Source organism: Zunongwangia mangrovi (genome assembly GCF_900112105.1).
GTDB classification, from domain to species: Bacteria; Bacteroidota; Bacteroidia; order Flavobacteriales; family Flavobacteriaceae; genus Zunongwangia; species Zunongwangia mangrovi.
Genome location: NZ_FOKV01000004.1, coordinates 246,440 through 269,426 on the forward strand (window position 1 = coordinate 246,440; position 22,987 = coordinate 269,426).

Genomic DNA, 22,987 nt, shown 5'->3' on the forward strand with positions numbered 1-22,987 from the left:
ATTAAAAGCTAATTGAAAATTTAATTTAGATTTTCGCTTTTAGTGATAAGACCTTCAAGAACCTCTTTTGAAATTCTTGTTATGGTACCGTGTTTATGACCTTCCGGCAACTCGATTTTTTCACTTATATCTGTGAAATTTTGAAAATTTTCGGTTTCCACAGCACTAAAAGTTTTCTCACCATAATTATCGTAATAAATTATGTACTTGCCATCCTGTTGTATCACGGTGGGACCTTCGGTAAGAAAACCAGTAAAAGGTTTGGAAATATCCAAGTAAGGTCCAAGCGGATCTGATCCAAACGCTACCTTCAAATTCCTGTTTGGCCTGGTATTATCTTTCAGCACCAAAACATAATCACCTTCTCCTCTCTTTACGATCACACAGTCTATCATGCTAAAACCGGCATTCATCAATAATTGGGTATCTGTAAATTCCTGAAAATCTTTGGTTGTAGTAAAATACATCCTATGGTTGTTCTTCTCCTCTTCCTGCTCTTTTTCGTACCGAAAAGGTATGGTTGAAGCCCAAAGAATGATAAACCTGTTCTGGTTTTCATCATAAAATAATTCGGGCGCCCAAACATTTACCACTTCTGGTTCATGTTCCATGGCCGGTATCATTTTCGGTTGGCTCCAGTTAATAAAATCAGTCGTACTGGAGTAACCAAACCCGTTACCGCCTCGCCAATCTGTAGTCCAAACCATATGATAAGTGCTGTCCCTTCCATTTACTACAGAAGGGTCTCGCATGATCTTACTTTCTCCCACCACAGGCTTCAAATATGGCCCGCCGAGATCTTTCCATTTATAACCGTCTTCACTGTATGCCAAATACAAACCTTCATCTGCCGGTTCTCGAAAAGTGGTGAAAAGATATACTGAATCTGATTTATTTTTCTGAATGACTTCAGAATTACCCTGAGTTTCTGCATTTGTATTATCAGTCTTTTTATCGTGATTTTTACAGGAAAAGGCAAAGATCAACAACAATATTAAAAATCCTCTGTTCATCAGTTCTTCTTTTGAATGATCGAATTTTCAGCAACTCCCTTTTGTAAATTCAGCCCCTTTTTAACATTGGGCATGGTATTATTCTGAAGATAGATGTTTTCGGTTTTTTCTCCTGAAATAGATAAGAAAAGATCAAAAGACATGAACATGGCCGTGTTATTCAGAACAAAGTTCTTGATGTTTTCTAGTTTAACTACAGCCATATTTTCCAGCGGACTTTCAGTTTCCACATTATCAAGGATGATATCTTCAGAATTAAGAATTTCAAAAGAAGGACCCATCTTGGTCGTTACCGAAACATCATGAAATTCCACGTTTTTAGCTACAGAAATATAAAAGCCTTCTTCCGCCTGAAAATCGATATCGGAAAAAGTAATATTTTCTACTGGCATTTCTTCGATTCCGGCAATTCGCCCAGCATTTTTAATATTCTTACCTGTAATTCCTGAAAAATGAATATTTCTGAATGTAGGGGTGCGTTCGCTAACTGGTTCGATGGTTTCGTTATGATCATAGAACATGTTCATCATGATGGCCTGTTCCTGAATATTATTCATCACAATATTAGAAACCCGAATATCTTCAACAACTCCACCACGACCACGCGCAGTTTTTAGCCTGATTCCACGATCGGTACCGTCGAAAACACAATTAGAGATCGTGATCTTTTTAATACCACCGCTCATTTCACTTCCAATCACCACTCCTCCATGACCACTTAACATCGTACAGTTGGTAATAGTTACATTTTCGGTTGGGGTAGCCCATTTTCTACCATCTGCATCCCTACCAGACTTTATGGTAATACAGTCATCTCCCACACTGATGTGGCTATCTGAAATATGCACGTTCTTACAGGAGGTTGGGTTGATCCCATCGGTATTCGGTGATTCTGGGTTGAAAATGGTCACACCGGTTATTCTAATATTATTACAGAAAGCAGGATTTACAGTCCAAAAAGGACTATTTTGAATCGTAACGCCTTCAATTAGGATATTTTCTGAACGATAGGCCTGGAACAATGGAGGTCTGAAGAATTCCCAGCTCATGGTTCTCTGGTAATAATCGGAAGTTTCCAGTCCTTTGTTCTGCTCCACCCACATTTTCTGAAATTTTGTTCTTGGTGGTTTTTCTTCCGCAGTTTCAATTCGGTACAGTTCTAGCCACCATTTTCTACCCTGGCCATCGATCGTTCCCCTTCCGGTAATAGCAATGTTCTCAACTTCATAAGCATAAATGAGTGGTGAGAAATTTTTCATGACAGTACCTTCCCAGCGCATTTCCACGAAAGGCAAATAATCATTAAAATCATCTGAAAAACGCAGTATGGCTCCGGCATCAAGATGCAAGGTTATGTTACTTTTCAAACGAATCGCACCGGTAAGATATTCCCCGGCAGGGAAATAAACCGTTCCACCGCCTTTTGCCGAGGCTTCATCTATAGCCGACTGAATTACATCTGTAATGACAGAATCCTGTACGCTTTTCCGCTTTTCAGCAATATTGATCCAATCTGCCTGCGCAAACGTGACAAATGGCAGAAATACTAAAACCAGAAATTGATATTTTTTACTCATCTTTTAAGCTTTCTCTTCTAAGACTAATACCCAGTCGTTTCCATTTTCCTTTTCACCTTCAGGATCAAAAATATAAACTCCTTCCTTCGCTTCAGGAAGGCTTTGAATCACCGTTTTTTCACCATTTCTAGGATCAAACCAATAGGCTTCAAATTCCTTGAAAGGTAATTTTTCAGAATTTATTTCAATATTTTGACCATTATAGGTGTAAACCATGGCATATCCATTACCGCTTGTGGCCGATAAAAAATCGTATCGCTCGCCGCTATTTATAACCAGTGTAGAATCTGGTTTTCTGTCGAAATAGGAATAATCGAGCATTAGTTCTTTAAGGTGCGTCATTTGTTTCGCACCAGGATCATTCAAAGCTTCAGTCCATAATTTCTTATTTCCATAAGCCCCCGTTTTATCCTGAGGACGATGCATCTGCATCACAGCGCTATGGCCATATGTAAACCCGGCTGCACCAGCAAAAACTGACCAATACGCATAGCGTCTGATCTCGTGGGCCTTCCAAAAAGGTTGAAGCGTATCGTGAAGTCCGTAAGGAATTCCCTCGTAAGAAGGCTCACCATCTAAAGTTGGCTTAACAGGTTTTAAACTATAATCTGTTTTTACATAGCGCCAGTTATCTTCTCCGTAATTTCTTTCGGTGTCATCCTGATCGTAAGTTCGGTGACCAGACTGGAACATATTAAAATCTAACCAGCTGGCATTATGAAACCAATCTGAAGAGTCATGTCTTCCTCGCGGATGAAATGTAATAAGTTTATCTGGATTATATTGATCCAGACTTTCCCCAAGGGCATTCCAAACATTGTTGTATTCATTTCCAAAAGTATCTCCACCGTTCAACCAGATCACATTTTTGCTATCCTTATATCTTTCAGCCAGAAACTTTCCATAAGCTCTTGCCTGTTCTTCCGTCACATTTTTGATATTCCCTCCCCAAACCGGAACCAACGCCATATAGATATCATGTTCTTCCGCAGTTTTTACAGCATAATCTATATGATCCCAAAAATCATACTGCAAGGAATCGGAGACCTCAATACCTTCGGTTACTAAAGGCTCAGCAACGTTCAAATTCACCAATGCACTATCCTGATGAACGTTTACCGCTTCAAGTGTGTGAAGTACCATGGCCTGAATTACATTGAATTTCTTTTTCTTTCTATCTTCTATATACTGTTTGATATCATCACGGTCTAACTTATTGAACATTAGCCATCCCGTATCACCCAGCCAAAAAAATGGATCTCCATTTTCTTTCTGAAAATAATGCTGATTTTCTGAAAGAGATAAGCCCATTAGCGCAGTATCCATCTCAACTTCTGAAGTTTCCTGTTCTTTGTTCTCCTGCTCATTCTTGCAGGCAGAAAATGCAATCAACAAAAATGCGATTGTTAGATATTTAAAGAATATTAGTTTGATCATAAATTAAATCTTGACTATAAAAAATAAACGTTCGTTATTACCAGGCTCAATCTCTATTTTTGAACCAGCTTTTATTATTTCTTTTTTTGCGGATTTTCCAGTTTCCGGATCGATTGTATACACCTGAAATCTTCCTTTAAAATTTTTAAGATCTACGGAAAACATTCTGTTCTCATTTAAATAAATTAAATACGCTCGATCATTATTCTGAAGAGTCCAGAAATCACTTTTATAATTTTCATTATTCGAAAAAGTCATTTCGGGAATTTCGTCATAAAATTTTTCCAGATCAACCTTTGGTATAGCGGGAAGCGAAGCAGTTGCCATTAATTGCGCCCATCCAAATCTTGGAGCACTATTAGTATTATAAAGGACTGCTTTTTCCGGAAACCTTTCTCGATATTCGCGTATCGCTCTGTAAACTGATCTATCGGACTCCTTGCCATTTTCCATTTTTCTGGAATGCTGCCTGGGCGCAAGATTTTTGCCACCTTTTGGAGCATAAGCCTCTCCGTTTTGCCTATAATACCAATATTTAATATCGATAACATCAATTACTGATGCCCTCTCTTCATTATTAAGAATAGCATCCTGTACATCTTTAGTTGCGCTAAGCCCAATAAAAGCTTTATTATCATTTTTACTTTCCCAATCTTTTATAACATCTACCCAAAACTCAGTAAAATGAACAGGACCGGTATATTCGGCACTGGTAAATTGAATGGTGCTACTCTTTTCTTTGAAGTTTTCTAATGATTTTTCAATATAAGATTTATGCAAGGATTTTCTGTTTTCGTTGGTCACATCATAAAACTGCCGAGCCATAAAAATTCTTTTGTCTCCTGCATAAGGAGGTGGTTCGGGAAAACCTGTTTCATTAATATTATTCGCAGATCGCCATGGTGAGCTAGACCAATGTGCTCCAGCTTCCAGAATATTATGCTGAAAGTATTGCTGGTGAAATAACATCTGTCCTTGCTTCTCTGCAAGTTGAGCATAGCGCTTTAATCTTGACCAATACCATTTATTATATTTTGTAAGGTCATATTTGCTAAGGTGGTCCCAGGCAGTACCTTTTCCGCTCCGGGCAAAAGGTTGTTCGTAAAATGGTGGCCAAGTATCTGTATCATATCTACGGACCCGCTGATGATCGTCCATTCGTCTTTCATACCATAAACCATAATTGTGATCTATGGCGACAATATTATTATTTTTTAACCAAGAAACGGTCTCCTCTAAATTATCGGTTAGACCAACTCCTCTTCTTCCGGGTACAAATCTGGTGACATGCGGAGTAGATTTACGAATGTCATCGTCTCTTAAGCTTCCCCGCCACCACATAACAGACATGTGCTTTCCTGCAAGCAGTTTCCCATCAAATGTGATAATCCCATTTTCTATAACAATTTTTTTATCGTCTTTTTCAACAGTTTCTGCCTTAGATAATTTTATATTTTGAAACTTCTTCGCATTATCATTATTGTAGCGGAACGGTTTTCTTTTATCTACATTTTCAATCCACTGCTTTAAGCCTGTTAGTTCACTTTCAGCTTCCTGAGTAAGCTGTTCAGCAGCTTCTATGGTTGGACTTGATGAAGGTTCTGTTCCTATTTCAAGAATATCTGCATTAATCTCTGAAGATTCCAATCTTTGATTGAGCTGTGCATAAAAAAGACTTCTGGGTTTAATGTGACTATTAACTTCTTTCCAATACCCATTCCCATCAAATTGCCCCCATACACCAAATGCCCAATTTTGGGCGATTGGAGGATTTGGAACTTGCATCATAGATGCTGAACTTTCCCAAATAACTGAATTTGCAGAAGTCCAACCAGAACCTCTAGCTAACTGTCCTTGATTGCCTAAACTCAATGCTTCACCATCTATATTTACTACATCGAAAAGTACACCGGTGGCCCAGCTACCAATCGTTCCAGAGAAACTATAAGGTAAATATGCTTCACATTGGACGAAAGCATTAGGACCAGTAGTACCATAACCGCCAACTGCAAAATCATGATATCCGAATTCTGAATAACACCTTTGAAAAAGTGTAAGCTGCCCTTCAGTATAAAATGTATGCCTTCTAAACGCGGCTATTTCAGAAACCGGATGTTTAGATATACAATCTTCTACTGTAACTAAACTAGCTGTTTTTAGGACATGAACCGCACCTCCAGCCATATTTTCAAAATTTAATCTTCTAATCCAAACATTTCTGGCATTTTCTATAGAAACACCGAGCCATCGATGCTGTTCATCTCTTGCATTACCTTCTTCAAATTGAGATTGAATCTTCAAGTTTTCAATACCTACATTTTCTATTCTGCCTGGCCACTCATATTTTAGAATTTGAATACTGTCTTTCTTAGGATTCATTCTCATGGTAAGAGGGGCACTTAAGTGATATTTATCAGAATTAATACCTGTAATTTCTCGATCCCAACTAATCTTCCAATCTTCAGGCTTCCATCCTATCCAACCTGTCTCAGCTCCAAAATTTTTCATTCCCAGAGTATCAATAAAATCCTGACTCATGTTTAGTTGAACAAAAATTTGATCACCAGAATTTAAATTATTAGGAACAATTTTTATTTCATCAGTTCCTAATGGAATAACATCTGAAGATAATTTAATTGTATCAGTTACTTTAAAATCCTTTTCACCAAAAATCCGGATCATTGCTTCCCTTTTCACACCTGTTCCTAGCAGAACGGTACCATTTTTTGAATTTCCTGATCCACGAAGTACTATTCCAGATGATCTTAAATACACTGTTCCATTTATATGAAATGTACCTTCTTTAAGGACCACTGCTCCTCGAAATCCATTTTTATCTGGCTTCAGGTTAGAGACATAATCTACAGCTTGTTGAATAGTTTGGGTTGCATCACTATCCATAGAAGAAATAATGACCTTCGCCGGTACATTAGGAATGCTTTCAGAAGACATTTGATAACCAGAATAAGAAAAATCAGGAATATTATTACCAGATTTATCAGCTAAATAGGTGATCTGGCCATTTTCATCCTTACTTAAATCTGGATAATCCTGCTGTCCTTGGACTTCAAGGATACCAATGAGTAATAAAAATAGGACAACTAAGCTTTTATGCATTATCATCAATATTCTATTTTAAAATTTTTAATAGATATCACTAGAAGTATAATATTAATTAAGTTGATGGCTATTTCTTGTATTTATTCAATCCACCTTTTAATTCTGAAAGTGTATCTACATTATTCTCAAACTTAGTCCAATCTACTTTTTTAGTCGGATCAATACCATTGATATATTTTTCAATATTAGTATATCCATCACCATTCATATCATTAATAGCATCTGATGAATCCTTTGGATCCAATCCATATTTTTCTTCCCATGTATCTGGCATACCATCACTATCAGAATCTAAATAAGGATTTCCTTTATAATCTGGATATCCGCCTACTTGTTCTGGACGGGTAATAATTCCTTTTTTGTAGGAATCTGCGGGAAGTCTTCTATTGATAAACTCTGTGCCTATTTTCGTTTCTAATCCATCTGGAACATTAATTTCACCAGTTCTAACCATTTTAATTACTCGTTTATCTACAGCATCTCTTCTTGGAAGTGTAGCACCTGCATTATTAAGTACAAAATCATAAGCCTCTTTAGCTGCCATCTTTTGCACATTATTCATAGCAAACATTTTATCTTGTTTTATATATTCAAAACGATCTTTTTTCTCAGCTTCTGAGATATCTTCCAGTTGTACGCCACCATTCCAATTATCTTTAGTAACTTCTGTATTTCCCTCGATTATATTCCCAGAAACAAATGCTCTTCCATAGGTTTTGGGATCTAGATACCCAGACTCTGGCTTTAATATTCGATAACTAATCGGTTCATTTTTCGGGGTTATTGGTCCAGGTTTGAAATAATTATTAATGATATTGAATCGAGAGCGATAATCCCCCCCATCAATTGATCTATTCCACCAATTAAAGAGTACATTGTTTATAAAATTAAAACTACCGTACATTCCAACTGAAGGATTCCTTGAAATGTTGTTCGCCCAAAGGTTACGAATAAAAGTACTATTTAAACCGCCAATTGTACTACCAAAGGCATGATTATAGGTATCTAGCCCTTCTGAAGAAATACTGTTCTGAATCGTTAAATTTGAAGTTGGTAATTTCTCCCGATCGGAATTTTTATTTGCTTTGAACATATTACGATAAAGAGACATATTTTCATCGAGTCCCCAGCTAGCAGAAACATGATCTATTATAATATTACCCATTGGTGAACCACCAAGCGCATCATCTCTACGAGTTACATCTGTTGCTCCTCTACGGAATCTCATATGTCTAATAATCACATCATGGGTATCTATTTTGAAACTTTCTCCAGCAACACAAACACCATCACCTGGTGCAGTTTGTCCTGCAATAGTTACGTAAGGAGCACGAATACTTATTGGCTTCTCTAATTTGATGATTCCGGCTACGTTAAATACAATAGTTCTGGCACCACCTGCTTCACAAGCTTCCCTTAACGAACCAGGACCGCTATCGTTTAAATTTTTCACCACAAATACTTTACCTCCTCTACCTCCAGGAGTATACATACCTCCTCCCTGAGCACCTGGAAATGCCGGAATATCAGCCTTGATGAAATCATCGGGATGAGATCCCGAAGGAATATAAGGCCGTCCTTCCTTTGCCTCAGCTCTAACGATATCGTAAATTTCGCTATCCCACAATTCCTGCAAACGTTCCTCTTCAATCGACATCCAGGCATCAGTCTTAGCCTGCATTTCCTCTGGAATTTCTGGATATTGAGCCAACGAAACGAATGATGAAAGACAAAACCAAAAAATTATTGTTAAGTAGATAGATTTAGAAAGCATGCATTTTATTTAAATTCTTAATGCAATATAGTTTTCACATGTAAGTAATGTATCCTGCACTTACTCGTATAATAAAAAAATCCCAAAAACATTTTATAAATATCTTTGGGACCGAATTAATGAGAATGCTTCGATAGCATCAACTAATAGTATCAACATTATTACCCAAATTGCGGTAATCAATTTTTTCATTCGGGTCAGTTCCGTTTAGAAATTCTTCCAGATTAGTATACCCATCTTCATCGGTATCTTCTGCACCATCTTTCGGATCTTTAGGATCTAATCCATTCTCAATTTCCCAATCATCTGGCATTCCATCGCCATCAGAATCTATTGGAACCTCATCTGGATTGAAAGATAAATTAGGATAGCCCCCTACTTCAGAAATATTCTTGATAATTCCAGTGGACGTAGTTGGTTTCCCTGTACGTACCATATCAATAACCCTTGCATCTACAGGATCCCTTTTAGGCAAAGTGGCTCCAGATTTCTTTAATACTACTTCATAAGCATTTTCTGCAGAATGATGTGGAGCAACAGGCCATCCAACGAAAGGTGTGTTTACGCGAGCCATATCCTTAAGATGTTCAACGTTTTCCATATCAAGATTTTGACCACGAACACCCCTCCAATTATTTTCGGTCAAGATATTATTATCATGCATTACATTACCATCAATAAACCATTTTCCAGGCCGGTCTGGAGATTCTGGATACCAACCACCATCTGCCCAGGCACTACCCGGTGAATACATATGTCTCTCCTCAATACGTGCAAAAGTTGACTTAATGTCTTCGTTAGTAGCAGGTCCTGGCTTAAAATAATTATTGATTAGGTTAATCATAGAAGTTTCATCACCTCCATCAATAGATCGATGCCCCCAATTAAAAATTACATTATATCTGAAATCAAAATTACCTGACATTCCTATAGATGGATTCCTTGCTGTATTACTAGCAAACAGATTATGATGAAATGTAGAAGGATTTCCTCCCCAGGTTCCTCCAAATGCGTGGCCTTTAGCATCTAAAGCTTCACTAGAAATTGTCCATTGAATGGTTATATTTTCTGAAGGGTCTTTTATTCGGGATTCACCATCTAAAGATGATCTCATGTGTCTGTATATGGAGATATTCTCATCCATCCCCCAGCTGGTAGAACAATGATCTATAATAATATGATGATCTGGATTACCGCCTATATTATCATCTCCTTGACCTCCAGAGGAAACACCACGTCGTACCCTAAGGTGCCGAAGTATAACATTATGCGTATTTATATTCACTGTCCCTGCTATACATATACCGTCACCAGGTGCTGTTTGTCCAGCCACCGTTAAATTTGGGTGATCTATATTTAAATCTTCATCTATTTTTATAGTTCCTGCTACTCGAAAAACAACTGTGCGCGGTTCATCATCTTCAAGTGCTTCTCTAAGACTACCAGGCCCACTATCATTAAGATTAGTTACAGCGATAACTTTACCTCCTCTACCTCCAGAGGTAAACATACCACCTCCCCATGCCCCAGGGAATGCCGGTATAACTTCTTCAGGTAGACGTGGAGGGTGCGGTGGTTCTCTTAATGCTAGTTTTTTCTTTTCTTCTTCTATTCTCTTTTGCCATTCTTCCCCTGCTTTTGCCAGATCATATCCTCTAGAAGATAAATAATTATTTATTTTACCTTTGTACTTCCCAAACCACCAGTGCTTTTTATGAGAAGAACCAGCATCCATCGCTTTTTCCCTGGCTTCCTTTAAATTTGTAAGAATAAAATCTTTTTCTTCTTTTTTAAGATTAGGTAACATTTCCTGAAATGCCAGGTAAGTTTTCGGAACGACTCCATAAGTCATTCCATCTTTTACGGCTTCTATTTGTTCAGTACTTAATTCTCTAGATAATCTTTTTAGAAAAGTATTGTGTAGCTTTAAAATCTCTTTATCAGCATCACTCCGGATTTCCTCAACCTTCTTTTCGTATTTTTCTGGAAACTCTTTCTTAGGAAATTCAGCCCTTACTTCCTCTACTTTTTCATCTCTTTTCTCATGAATTCGGCTTAAAGATCGATATTGTTCAGCTATCATATTTCTAACTAATACACTTTTCTCATCGTTCCCGATTTCTATACCATCAACAATTTTCTGTGCACGTTCGTTAGTAACTTTAACGTACTCTGGATCAAAATTTTCCTGACAAAATCCAATCGAAGAACTAAATATGACCAATATTATTAAAAATACATTTTTCATCTTAATTATTTTTTAAACTTATTAAGGCCATTTTCTAACTTTGCAAGCGTATCATAATTATTCCCTAGTTGAGTCCAATCTATAGATCGGTTGGGATCAATTCCATTGATATACATTTCAATATTAGTATATCCATCACCATTAAGATCTTTCTTAGCATCAGAATAATCCTTTGGATCTAATCCAACTGCAACCTCATAAGCATCTGGCATGCCATCTTTATCTGAATCTAAATACTTTTTACCCTCGTATTCTGGAAAACCTCCAACCTGAGAAATATCAGTTATAATACCATTTTTGTATGAATCGGCTGGTAATCTTCGATGCTCAAATTGATAAAAAGAATCTGGATCTAAACCTTTTTCATAAATGGCCTCTCCGGTTCTTACTGTTTTAATTACCCGTTCGTCTACAGGGTCACGTTTGGGAAGAGTTGCCCCCACATTTTTAAGGACATATCCATAAGCATCTAAAGTGTTCATAATTGTCAAATAAGGCATGGGCATTGGCTCATCTACCTTTATTGCAGGAAACAAGGTTTTGGCTTGTTCATAATCTAAAAGTTGACCATCTTTACCTTCCATTTGAACACCTCCATTCCAGTTATCTTTAGTTACTTTAGGAAACCCCTCAACTATGTTCCCATTTACATAAGCTCGCCCAAACAAAAGTGTATCTAAATCACTCAATCCTCCTTCTGGTTTCAGGATACGGTGAGCTACCGGTTGATCTTTCGGGGTTACTGGACCAGGTTGATAATAATTATTTATAATATTGTACTTGGCCTTATAGTCGCCACCATCAGTAGTTCTATGGCTCCAGTTAAAAACGATATTATTTACGAAATTAAAAATACCGTTCCATCCAATTGAAGGATTTCTTCCTGCATTGCTGGCCCATAAATTTCTCATAAAAGAACAGTTTTCACCACCTAATGTGCTACCTAAAGAATGATTATAGGTATCTAGATCCTCAGAAAAAATACTATTTTGTATAGTAACATTTACAGTACCTAATTTTTCCTGATCATAGTCGCCACCTGGGCTATACATGTGCCGGTAAATAGACATATTCTCATCTAAGCCCCAGCTGGCAGAAACATGATCTATCATTATATTTCCTACAGGATTACCTCCAATAGCATCATCTCTTCTACCAACAAATGTTTCTCCTCTACGAAAACGCATATGTCTTATGATTACATCGTGAGTATCGATCCAAACGGTTTCTCCAGCTATTACTACTCCATCGCCAGGTGCGGTTTGCCCAGCTATTGTAATATAAGGTGCACGTACTATCAATGGAGTTTCTAATTTTATGATCCCTGCTACATTAAATACTATTGTACGAGCTCCTCCTTTTTCACACGCCCAACGAAAGGAACCAGGTCCGCTATCTTTTAGATTTGTTACCGTATAAATTTCGCCTCCTCGACCTCCATACGTAAACATTCCTCCACCTTCAGCTCCCGGGAAAGATGGAATTTTTGCTTGAGGTATATCGCTAGGCCTAAAAGCCCAGGGAACATAAGGTTTTCCCTCCATAACTTCCTTCTGAACAATTTTAAAAGCTTCCTTCCAAACTTCGTCAGAGTGATTATATGCTTCAGTTTTAATTTCTTTTTCTTTTGCTCTATCTTCTTCAGTTAGACTTGGGTATTGCGCATTTACAGTACTAATGATTCCAAATAAAAATAGGGCTTTGAGCAAATTTTTTCTAATCATCAAATAATAATTTTAAATTCAAAATTTTCGGAAATAGAAAAGAAACTTATCCCTACTAGAGATAAGTTTCTTTATTTAATTAATATTAAAGGCTATTCAAGTGGATCAAAGGTTCCGCCCCATCCAATAGTTTGTTCTAAATATGGATTTGTTTCAATCAAATCCTGATAAATTCCTAAGAAATAGTACTCATTATACCAGGAAAAAGTCCAGTTATTATCTGTTGGGTCTAAATTATCCCTAACCTGAATTCGGAAATAATTATCTCTCCACCATTCAACGTATTCTTCCTCTGAGCTAATACCTTCTGGAAACGTTTCTGGCATCCGGTCTACTACTGGTGCAACTCCTTCTTCATTTGGCTCAAAAGGATCTTCTGTGCCAATGTAATCATCACCATCCTCGCTTTGAGCTATAAAATAAAAACCGGTTCTTCTTGTACCATCTATTGGTTCTATTCCTAACCTGGTACAAGTTCCAAAATCGTCATTAAATAACATCCAACGTTTTAAGGTATAGTATCTTTTTTGTCTTTCGTAAGCTAATTCAACTTGTCTTTCTTTTACAACAGCACCAAATAACTCATCTCTAGAATTAACGTCTGCTAAACCAAAACTACCATCAAGGTTTTCTAAACCAGCACGCTCTCGAATTTCAATTATCCCTTGCTTGCCTTCATCCAAATTATTTGCACCAATCGCAGCTTCAGCCAGATTCAACACAACTTCTGCAAACCTAATCTCTATATAATCATTGCCTGCCTCCCTGAAAAAATCAGTATTCGAAGCGTTAGGATCCGTCATTTTTTTCACATAGAAACCACTAGCATTTGCAGCATCATCAGTATCTTCATTTGGAGTTTCAATATTTTCTTCACTAAACCAAGTATAATTCCATGACCTATAATCTTGTCTTTCTTCATATGGAAATCTATCTCCTGGAATCACAAAAGTGGCATAAAAACGAGGATCTCGATTTTTATAAAAGCTCTGTAGGTCATAATCATAGGTATCTGATTCACCAATAGGCCTTCCATCTCTCATAGGGAAAGCGTCCACAGTCTGTTTAGTAGGTTTTGCTTGATAAAAAGACTCCTGATCACTCGGGCGACTTATAGTTTCCCAACCACTATTTAACTGTCGATCATTTGTTAGTGTATTAAAGCTCCATACCCAAACAGCTTCTGGATTTCCAACTTCCTGACTCCAAATATCGCCCCATTCACCCTGATACAGACCGAATCCATTTTCTTCTAAAATATTACGAGCTTCTAAGTTGGCATCATAAGCAGCCTGCCATCTTTGTTGATCGTCATCTCTATTAAATTGAGGACTTGCCCACAACAAGGCAGCTCTACCTTTTAAAGCTGCTGCTGTTCCGCTAGTTACGCGTCCCCAATCTGCAGCATCACTCCATCTTCCCGGTAATAAATCTTTTGCCATATCTAGATCTGCCATAGCCTGAGCCAATGTTTCCTGGGCTGATGATCTAGGCGTTTGTCCCGCGGGATCAACAATTGGATTTTGTGCTTCTAACTCGATAGGAACACCGCCATACCAGCTTGCCAAATCAAAATACTGATATCCACGCCAAAAATACATCTGACCTTTAAGGTAATTCTTCATTTCTTCCTCTATACCATCATATTGATCAACATTATTAATAAATAGATTAATTTGACGAATTCTTGTGTAAGTAGAGTTATTTATATTAGTTTGCATTCTTCGACCAATATAATCCCAGGCATGGCTTTCATTTGGCGAAATACTCGCCCATTCCTGATTCCATCTTGTTTGGCCATAATATTCATCACTAGTTTGTAGTAAATCATCATTATGCGAATGATACCACCACTGTGGAACATTGCCATCCCCTGGAAGGAATAGTCCATACACATAATCTATATATGCTGTAGCTCTCATCTCATCCTGAAATACCTGCTCATTAACTCCTGTCCAGTCTTGTTTCTCTTCAAGGAACTCATCGCTACAGGAAACCGAAAGGAATACCAACGCGAGTAAAACTAACTTGTTTGTGTTTTTTATATTTATCGTCATCATTGCTTTCTTTTTTAATTATTACGGTCTAATATTAAGTCCTAAAGAAAAAGTTCGTAAAACTGGATAACCATACCACGAACCATTAGCGCCTTTGTAGGAATATGGGTTGTAGAAATTGATAGGATTAAGGGCAGTAAGTCTAACACTTAATGCTGATAAATTTAAACTCTGTGCAGCATCTTTAGACAATGAATAACCAATATTTAGGTTAGGCATTGTAAATCGAAAACTACTCACTCTCCAAAACTCTGATGCCACTGCATTTATCTGGGAATAATAAGGGTTAGGCATTCTTCCATTTGGATTAGTTTCTGGATTATAGATGTCGTTCCAAATCTTTGGTACATTTTGAAAGCTCTGATCTATTTGTGAATTAATATCTATATCTCTTGCGTCTATAGCATCAAAACCTCCCCAAGACATTCCTAATGTTGCCTGAAGACTAAAATTCTTATATTTTAATCGAATCGTAGATCCCAATCCAAAACTTGAATTTGGTCTTTCTAGTTCTACACGGTCATTTTCGTTTATTATACCATCTGGATCAGCAAATTCACCATCTCCCAAATGCTCCCCTCTTACATCACGATAATAAAGCATCCCGGGACGTAAATTTTCTGCAGGGATTCCAAATACCTGTTGAATATTATATTGATCTACATAAGCATCGATATCGGCCTGGTCTTTAAACATTCCTAAATAGTCATATCCCCATGTTCCAACCTCAGACATTTCACCCTGACTTGCATTCCAAGGTAGTACCGAAGTTTCATCGAAGTTACCTACTAATACTTTATTTGTACTCCAACCGCTGTTAACATCAATACCGTAACTAAAATCCTGGCCTATATTATCCTGCCAACCAACAGAAAATTCACCTCCCCAAAAATTAACTTCGCCATAGTTTTCTGCAGCTACTGTTCCCCCGATAGAGAAGGGTACCGCACCAGTTCTTTCAATTAACATATTTCTTCCCTGGTTATAAAAAGCATCAACAGTAACATTCAATCTTCTATCAAAGAATTGCATATCAATTCCTAAGTTATTTTTGTAATCGTCACTCCATACTGCGTCCCTATTAGGTGATAATTCCATCTTGAAACCATCAGATCTAGGTGCATCTCCACCAAAAACAGCTCCTCGAGCTAATTGAAAAGTATATCGTTGTCTCCATGCCCACATTTTAGTGTCATCTTTCCCTAGCTTACCATGTGAGAATCTAATCTTAAGAAAATCGAATACGTCTGAATTAAAAAAGTTTTCCTTAGAAATGATCCATCCTCCTGAGATCGAATAAAAATGACCCCAGTAATTCTCAGGTGCAAATTTTGTTGAAGCATCAGATCTATATAAAAGTTCTAGTAAGTATTTATCATCGTATCTATAATTTAATCTTCCCACATATGATAAAGAACCAGATTCATATTTCCATGTATAACCATCTACATTTCCGAAGGCAGAATTAAACTGGCCATTAGAATTTGCAGCAACTTCTTCTCTCAAAACTTGTTGTTGTGTACCTTCAGTTTCTCCTCGCTCAATAGTGGCCAATCCTCCTATCGCGTGCTTCCCAAAAGTATTATTGTATGTTGCAACAAAGTTATATTGTTCTGAAAAGTTGTCAGAATTTCGATAGAAAATACGATCGCCATTTTCAACTTCTATAGGGTCTCCAACCACTTGTGCATCTGGCAAATAAATATGGCCATTTTCTCCGGTGGTTTCAAAATTGTAAAGTTGATAAACAGATCCTAGTTGGCTATATTTTCCTGCTCCCATGTTTCTACCATAGGTAGCTCTAAAAGCTAAACCATCAACAAAAGGCACTTCGTACTCCAAATTCATATTGAATGTTAAAGTTTGATCCTGATCTCGTTTATAGTTATCTAAATTTTGAATAGCAAAATAGTGATATCCATCACCACCTACTCCTCCTCCCGGAATATTTACAGGTAAACCATTTATATAAGGAGGAACGTATCCAGGCGCACGAAGCAGATTATTATAATCATCTTCTTCATTTTCTCCACTTACTTTATTAAAAGTGGAAGATCGATTAGAAAAATTTCCAGAAACCTGTAAATTGGCATTTAGGCCTCTTGTTATATCCACACTTGTTCCCGCTCGAAACGTCCACTTATCATAATCTACTTCTGCTAAATTTCCAGTTTGTTTGTAATATGAAGCACCTCCAAAATAGGTTGCTCCTTCTGCTCCTCCATTTACATTTACAGAATGTCTTTGTGTACTGGCGGAAGACCACGCTCTGTCCAGCCAATCATATTCGTTATCCTCGAAATAGGCTATCTCATCATCAGAGAAAAAATAATTATCACTATTACTATCCTCTCTACTTACGTTAGGGTTACCATAAGGACCATTTAATTCGTTTATAAATCTTGCAAATTCGGCACCACTAAGCATTTTTGTTCTTTGTTGTTCATCAGTTATACCGTAAGAACCATTGTAACTAAATTGTGGAGGTCCGGCTTGCCCCCTTTTAGTTTTGATTACAACTGCTCCATTAGCACCTCTAGAACCATATACAGCTGCCGCTGCATCTTTCAAAATACTTATACTTTGTATTTCTGATGGATCTAATTGATTAAATAAAGTATTGTCATTAAGTCCTTGAGCGTCAATTTGTAAAACGCCATCTATAATATAAAGCGGTTGATTATTTCCACCGTCTTTAGAAAGCGTGATAGGATTTCTAATAGTTAACGTAGGTTTTCGACCTGGTCGAACAGATCCCCCTGAAATATTTACACCTGGCAATTTCCCTCTTAAAGCAGTAGCAAGATTTCCCACAGGAAGATCTTCTATTTCTTCCATATCAACCGTTTCAACAGCACCTGTTAAATGTTCCCTCTTTTGCTCTCCATAACCTACAACTACTACGTCGTCAAGCTGTTCATTATCATTTTCTAAAACAACATCGATATTACTTTCTCCGCCAATATAGCGTTCGACACTCTTCATTCCGATAAAAGAAAAGACTAGAGTATCTCTTCCAAAAGCTCTAATTGTATAGTGTCCTTCCATATCTGTTACCACTCCATTTTGAGTGCCTTTAACGAACACATTTACTCCCGGTAATATTTCCCCATTCGAATCGGTTACATCACCAGATATTGTTCTCTGATCTCCTAGATCCTGAGCATATAAAAGACCGCCCAAAAGACAAAGAAAAATAGTAAATACCTTTGTAATTATTTGTTTCATAGGTATTAGTTTTTTGTTATTAATACTTGTTAGAAATTAGTTAGTTAATAAATTCAATCGTTTTCGTATAAATTAGAAATTCTTCGTTCGTTAACGTTTTTTAAGCTTTTTACGAAAAACTTCAGATTTCTTTAACTCAAAGATATTTATAAGGATTCCGAAACCTATCCTGCACTATACTGCTTAAATTACTTTAAACAGTATTTTTTTTTAATAATTTATCAATTTAACTGGTAATATAGAATGTTAAATTCATAGTACTACATAATAGAATTTTTAGTATTCAGAACAAACTAAAATGTATGATCATTCATAATTCAACCAAACACTCATTTCTTCATGGTTTCGATTACCCCATGCGAAATAAGGTATAAGAGTAATATCTTGGGTAGTAAAATTTTCGACTTCCAAAGTTCTATATAGATCATTCCCCCATTGTCTCTCATAGCATTTGGTCGTTGCTTTTATTGCGACAATATTTCGTCCGTTTATAGATATTTGTTCCTTCAAAAAATTTGAATTTAACTCTAAATTTATTGAATTAACGCTATGGCATAAATTTTCCCCGTTTGATTCTAAGCAATAAACCAATGGCCCTCTTTTAATAGCTATTTGCCCCTTTACTGATTCTACTAATGGATTTGCAATCATTTTTTTAACAGGCATGGGTAAATTCAATAAAATTTCATCTCCTTTATTCCATTTTCTATTGATCTCCAGGTAAGCCTTGGGAGTAATCACTCCCTCGTAATCTTTACCATTGATTGTTAATGATGCACTATCACTCCACCCTGGAATTCGAAGGTTTAGAGTAAAGTTTTCTTCAGGCATCTCGTTCAATGTAATTTGAATTCTCCCGTCCCATGGATAATTTGATACCTGATTTATTATTATGCTATCGCCATTGCTATTTTTGGTGTCAAGATGATTGCTTCCGTATAAATTGATATATAAACCGCTATCTGATAAACTATAAGCATAGTTGTTTACTTCTGCAAGGGTTCTTGTTACATTTGGAGGGCAACAATTAGATAAAGAAATATAACCTTTTCTTTCACTACCCCATCTTTGCTCGAACGGCAAATCTTTAGAAACATTTAGGGGATTATTATAACAAAACTCCTCTCCTTCCAAACTTATTCCAGATAAAACACTATTATACAGTGCTAATTCTAAAATATCGGTATACTTAGCGTCGCCGGTAATTTGAAGCATTCTCCAATTCCATAAGACATTGCCTATATTTGCACATGTTTCATTATGCGCAGTAGCATTAGGTAATTGGTAGGGTCTCCCGTAAGCCTGATGAATTTTCTGTACTTGTTGAGGATCGTAAACGGTACCATCTGGGGAAACGCCATCATATAAAGCTCCGCAGGCACCAGTAATATACATTTTCCTATTAGTAACATCGTCCCAGATCAATTCTAAATTTTCTAATAATTTTTTTTCACCTGTTTCGGCATATAGATCCGCCACCCCTGCATAAAGATAGTTTGCTCTAACCGCATGCCCCATCGCTACAGTTTGCTCTCGAAAAGGTATTCTATCTTGATTATCGTCTGTTCCATCCTTAGTTTTTCCCCTAATATCAATAAGATTATTAGCCAGTTCAAGATAGCGCGGATCTTTAGTGGTTCTATACATTTCTACCACTCCCATATAATGAGATGGACAAATTGCGTTTCTAGCTAATTCTGGCGAAGCTTTTTTATAGAAATCGTATAAATAATTAGCTACATCTTTAGCTATATCGAGAAAATTTTCCTTTCCAGTAGCACGGTAATGAATACAAGCTGCAGTCATTAAGTGTCCCATATTATATTTCTCAAATCCCAACTGTTGTTGAAGATATTCTTCTCCTAAAGTTCCCCATTTCTCTTCAATAACCACAGGGGTATGAATATAACCATCTTCACGTTGTGCTTTATCTATCATGTCGATCGCTTCATCCATTTGCCTATTCAAATCTTCATTTTTAGTAATCGCATAGGTTGCTGCCATACCTTCAAAAACCTTATAAAAATCTCCATCATGGAAAGAAGGTCCATCATGCTTTCCTTTCATAATTCCGGCTGCAATTTCAAAATTTCGATACGCATGTGTAATCTCTTCATTATGATACAATTTCCACATATAAGGCAGGGTATGCTCGGTTTCTACATCGAACTGCTCTTTCCAGAAACCATCCGTCCATTTTACATCAGCCAGTCCTACACTTTTTAGTTTCGCATAAGGACTGTTTTCATTACCAGTTAATCCCTGTCCCTGGCCATAAGAAATGCCTAAAATAACTAAACCTATTGCTGCAACTAATCCCCTCTTCATTTCTCTATATTATTTAATGAATACATTTATTTTTCTAGTCATCGAATCGCCATCTGCGTCTACTACTTTTACCTCAACTTCATGAAATCCTTTTTCTTCGGAAGTAATAATAATTCGGTCATTTTTCAATTTAGCTGAATTACCTTTTACTGAATATTTCGGCGCATTAGTAAAGCCTCTAAAAAGCTCTTCTGCTGAAAGTTCTACTTGTTCGTCTGGGCTCAAGAAATAATGTGGTGCTGCCAGCCAATTCATATAATTTTCTAATTCTGTAAAACCATCCAAATTTTTATCTGCATTCGCATCAGAAAAATCTCCGGGTTCAGAATTTACATTAAAGCTTTTTGCCGTTTCCCACCAATTTGGTAAACCATCATGATCAGTATCCCAATCTGAAGGTCTGCTTTCTTCAGGATAGTTTTCCCATCCACCAGCATCCTCTTCTGTATCAATCATACCGGCAAGTCCACTAATGCTACCTTTATATTTATACGTGCTATCAATAGTTTCCTGAATAATTCTTTGATCATGATCATCTAAAGGTAAATTCGAACCAACATCAGATAGTACGCTTTTATATGCCATCGTCGCTGAATGCGTTTCTACATAGGAAGGAAAAAATGGTTCATCAACAAATGTTTTGTAATCTACAATTTCATTATTGGAAATTTTCGAACGTCTTCCTTTTTCCTGATCCTCTAGTCCAAATGTCCCAGGCATCAAATTACCATTAAAATATGCCTTTTGAGAACCAAGACCTACTCCTTCATGATCCATTGTTAAAGCGAAAAATAAATCTGTTGAAGGTCCTGGTTTATAATAATTATTTACAAAATTTACTTCATGCGCTCCACCATCTGTAGTTCTATGTCCCCAGTTATAAACCACATTGTTTCGAATGTCCAATCGACCTGCATAATAACCATTGCCAGTTAATCCACCACCTAGACTCCAATTTCGCCCATAATTGTGAGCCAAAAGATTATGGTGAAAGCTACCAATATCCCCACCAATGGTTGCTGCATAACCATGCATTTTACCTTTTTCATATTTCCCATGATCGGCAACATTTAAAGCTTCAGCAATCAACGTACGCTGTAAAGTAATATTATGCGCCCCTCTAGAACTAAAAGATTCATCTATTGTCCAGCTAATAGAGCTATGATCAATGATACTATGATTAGCTCCGGTTAAACCCATACCATCATAAGTCCTTCCCGCTCCAATTCTAACTCGCAAAAATCGTAGAATACCATCATCCCCTGTCAAGCCTATTGGAGCTCTGGAAATCGTAATTCCTTTTCCAGGCGCTGTTTGTCCTGCAATGGTTACATACCTATCGCTTACTACAAGCCGGGATTTTAATTCTATATTCCCAGAAACATGAAAAACAATCGTTCTTGGACCATTAACTTTTTCAACCGCATATCGTAAACTTCCTTTCCCATCATCATTTAAATTAGTAACTTCAACTACTTTTCCTCCTCGACCACCTATTGCAAACCTTCCATATCCCTGTGCTCCAGGAAAGGCTAATTGTGCAGGCTTGAATGACCAAACTTCACCCTTAGTTAAATCTCCGTTCTCATCAATTTCATCTACTCTCCAATAATAAGTTTGCATCGAATATAAATCAGATATTTCATAGCTGTTATCATCAAAATTCCCTTTAAACTCCAAAGAATTTTCAGTAGCGCTTAGAACTTTATCTTTTTTTGTTCCAAAAAATAAATTATGAGATTTAATTCCTCTAGGGGATTCCCAATTCAATACTAAATTATCATTGATTACTACATGCTCATCAGTATTTTCAGGAAAGGGGCTTCGTGCCTGGCTCATCATATTTTCGCCATCTAATTCAAATCCGTTTAAAACAGTAACATCATTTTTAATTCCTGTATTGCTATTAGCTTCAAATCTAATTTGCACTTCATTTTCATTCTCAACATTGAACTTTATATAAGCCATTGCAGCGTTAACGGTTGCATCAACTCGGTTAGAAGGTTCTACACTTCGCACTTTTTTATCATTTACATAAATATCGACAGGTGCAAAACTATTTGCTTCCGGACTGTCAAAAGTATTATGAAAAGTAAGTAATGAATGTACGCCGTTCTCTAAACCAGAAATAGTCATTGTTAATTTGCCTTCAGCGACAAGTCCATCACTTACCAACTGTGCGTAATTAGGAGCTTGAATCCCAGATTTGTACCAACTAGAACTGAGATCACCTTCGAATTCAATATTAACTTCACCAAAAGATTTATTTACTTTTCTTTGTTCTTCAATAACCCAAGATTCATATAAAGGATCATTAATCTCCTTAATTCTCCTTCCGTTAAAATCTAAATCAACTTTTAAGGTTTTAAAATTTCTTTTTTCAAAATCTTCCTGTGATTTACATTGAAAATTCATTCCAATTAAAAGGAAAAATGAAGCTAGTCCAATGAGTCTATATTCTTTAAAATTCATTTTATTTTA

11 protein-coding genes are annotated in these 22,987 nt (G+C 36.8%); all 11 read right to left on the reverse strand.

Annotated features, from left to right (window positions below):
• Positions 1-20: 20 nt before the first annotated feature.
• Positions 21-1,013 (reverse strand): glycoside hydrolase family 43 protein, encoded by a 993-nt coding sequence (locus BM201_RS11475; RefSeq protein ID WP_092542751.1) that lies wholly within the window; start codon positions 1,011-1,013, stop codon positions 21-23.
• A complete protein-coding gene (locus BM201_RS11480) occupies positions 1,013-2,590 on the reverse strand; it encodes a glycoside hydrolase family 28 protein (RefSeq protein ID WP_092542753.1) in 1,578 nt (525 codons plus the stop codon). Before BM201_RS11480 ends, BM201_RS11475 begins: the two co-directional genes overlap by 1 nt.
• Positions 2,591-2,593: 3 nt before the next feature.
• A complete protein-coding gene (locus tag BM201_RS11485) occupies positions 2,594-4,027 on the reverse strand; it encodes a glycoside hydrolase family 140 protein (RefSeq protein ID WP_092542755.1) in 1,434 nt (477 codons plus the stop codon).
• A gap of 3 nt (positions 4,028-4,030) precedes the next feature.
• Positions 4,031-7,144 carry a DUF6298 domain-containing protein gene (locus BM201_RS11490; protein ID WP_092542757.1) on the reverse strand — a complete coding sequence of 1,038 codons (3,114 nt, stop codon included), beginning with the start codon at positions 7,142-7,144 and terminating at the stop codon, positions 4,031-4,033.
• Positions 7,145-7,214: 70 nt separating this feature from the next.
• The gene (locus tag BM201_RS11495; RefSeq protein ID WP_092542759.1) at positions 7,215-8,921 is read right to left on the reverse strand and encodes a pectate lyase family protein; all 1,707 of its coding nucleotides are present in this window, start codon (positions 8,919-8,921) and stop codon (positions 7,215-7,217) included.
• A gap of 139 nt (positions 8,922-9,060) precedes the next feature.
• The gene (locus tag BM201_RS11500) at positions 9,061-11,169 is read right to left on the reverse strand and encodes a DUF3826 domain-containing protein (protein ID WP_092542761.1); all 2,109 of its coding nucleotides are present in this window, start codon (positions 11,167-11,169) and stop codon (positions 9,061-9,063) included.
• A 5-nt stretch (positions 11,170-11,174) separates the two neighbouring features.
• A complete protein-coding gene (locus tag BM201_RS18120; RefSeq protein ID WP_092542763.1) occupies positions 11,175-12,893 on the reverse strand; it encodes a pectate lyase family protein in 1,719 nt (572 codons plus the stop codon).
• A 92-nt stretch (positions 12,894-12,985) separates the two neighbouring features.
• Positions 12,986-14,953 (reverse strand): RagB/SusD family nutrient uptake outer membrane protein, encoded by a 1,968-nt coding sequence (locus BM201_RS11510; RefSeq protein WP_217643056.1) that lies wholly within the window; start codon positions 14,951-14,953, stop codon positions 12,986-12,988.
• Between the two features lie 18 nt (positions 14,954-14,971).
• Positions 14,972-18,178: a SusC/RagA family TonB-linked outer membrane protein gene (locus BM201_RS11515; protein ID WP_092542767.1), complete on the reverse strand. Its 3,207-nt coding sequence runs from the start codon at positions 18,176-18,178 to the stop codon at positions 14,972-14,974.
• Positions 18,179-18,484: 306 nt separating this feature from the next.
• Positions 18,485-20,506, reverse strand: a complete 2,022-nt coding sequence (locus BM201_RS11520) for an aceric acid hydrolase (protein WP_092542769.1) — start codon at positions 20,504-20,506, stop codon at positions 18,485-18,487.
• 9 nt (positions 20,507-20,515) lie between these two features.
• Positions 20,516-22,978, reverse strand: coding sequence for a pectate lyase family protein (locus BM201_RS11525; protein WP_092542771.1), 2,463 nt, complete (start codon positions 22,976-22,978; stop codon positions 20,516-20,518).
• Positions 22,979-22,987 lie beyond the last annotated feature (9 nt).

Excerpts from the sequence above, each read along its gene's own strand:
- BM201_RS11475 (WP_092542751.1), bottom strand. The coding sequence starts at position 1,013 with ATGAACAGAGGATTTTTAATATTGTTGTTGATCTTTGCCTTTTCCTGT.
- BM201_RS11480 (WP_092542753.1), bottom strand. The coding sequence starts at position 2,590 with ATGAGTAAAAAATATCAATTTCTGGTTTTAGTATTTCTGCCATTTGTC.
- BM201_RS11485 (WP_092542755.1), bottom strand. The coding sequence starts at position 4,027 with ATGATCAAACTAATATTCTTTAAATATCTAACAATCGCATTTTTGTTG.
- BM201_RS11490 (WP_092542757.1), bottom strand. The coding sequence starts at position 7,144 with ATGCATAAAAGCTTAGTTGTCCTATTTTTATTACTCATTGGTATCCTT.
- BM201_RS11495 (WP_092542759.1), bottom strand. The coding sequence starts at position 8,921 with ATGCTTTCTAAATCTATCTACTTAACAATAATTTTTTGGTTTTGTCTT.
- BM201_RS11500 (WP_092542761.1), bottom strand. The coding sequence starts at position 11,169 with ATGAAAAATGTATTTTTAATAATATTGGTCATATTTAGTTCTTCGATT.
- BM201_RS18120 (WP_092542763.1), bottom strand. The coding sequence starts at position 12,893 with ATGATTAGAAAAAATTTGCTCAAAGCCCTATTTTTATTTGGAATCATT.
- BM201_RS11510 (WP_217643056.1), bottom strand. The coding sequence starts at position 14,953 with ATGATGACGATAAATATAAAAAACACAAACAAGTTAGTTTTACTCGCG.
- BM201_RS11515 (WP_092542767.1), bottom strand. The coding sequence starts at position 18,178 with ATGAAACAAATAATTACAAAGGTATTTACTATTTTTCTTTGTCTTTTG.
- BM201_RS11520 (WP_092542769.1), bottom strand. The coding sequence starts at position 20,506 with ATGAAGAGGGGATTAGTTGCAGCAATAGGTTTAGTTATTTTAGGCATT.
- BM201_RS11525 (WP_092542771.1), bottom strand. The coding sequence starts at position 22,978 with ATGAATTTTAAAGAATATAGACTCATTGGACTAGCTTCATTTTTCCTT.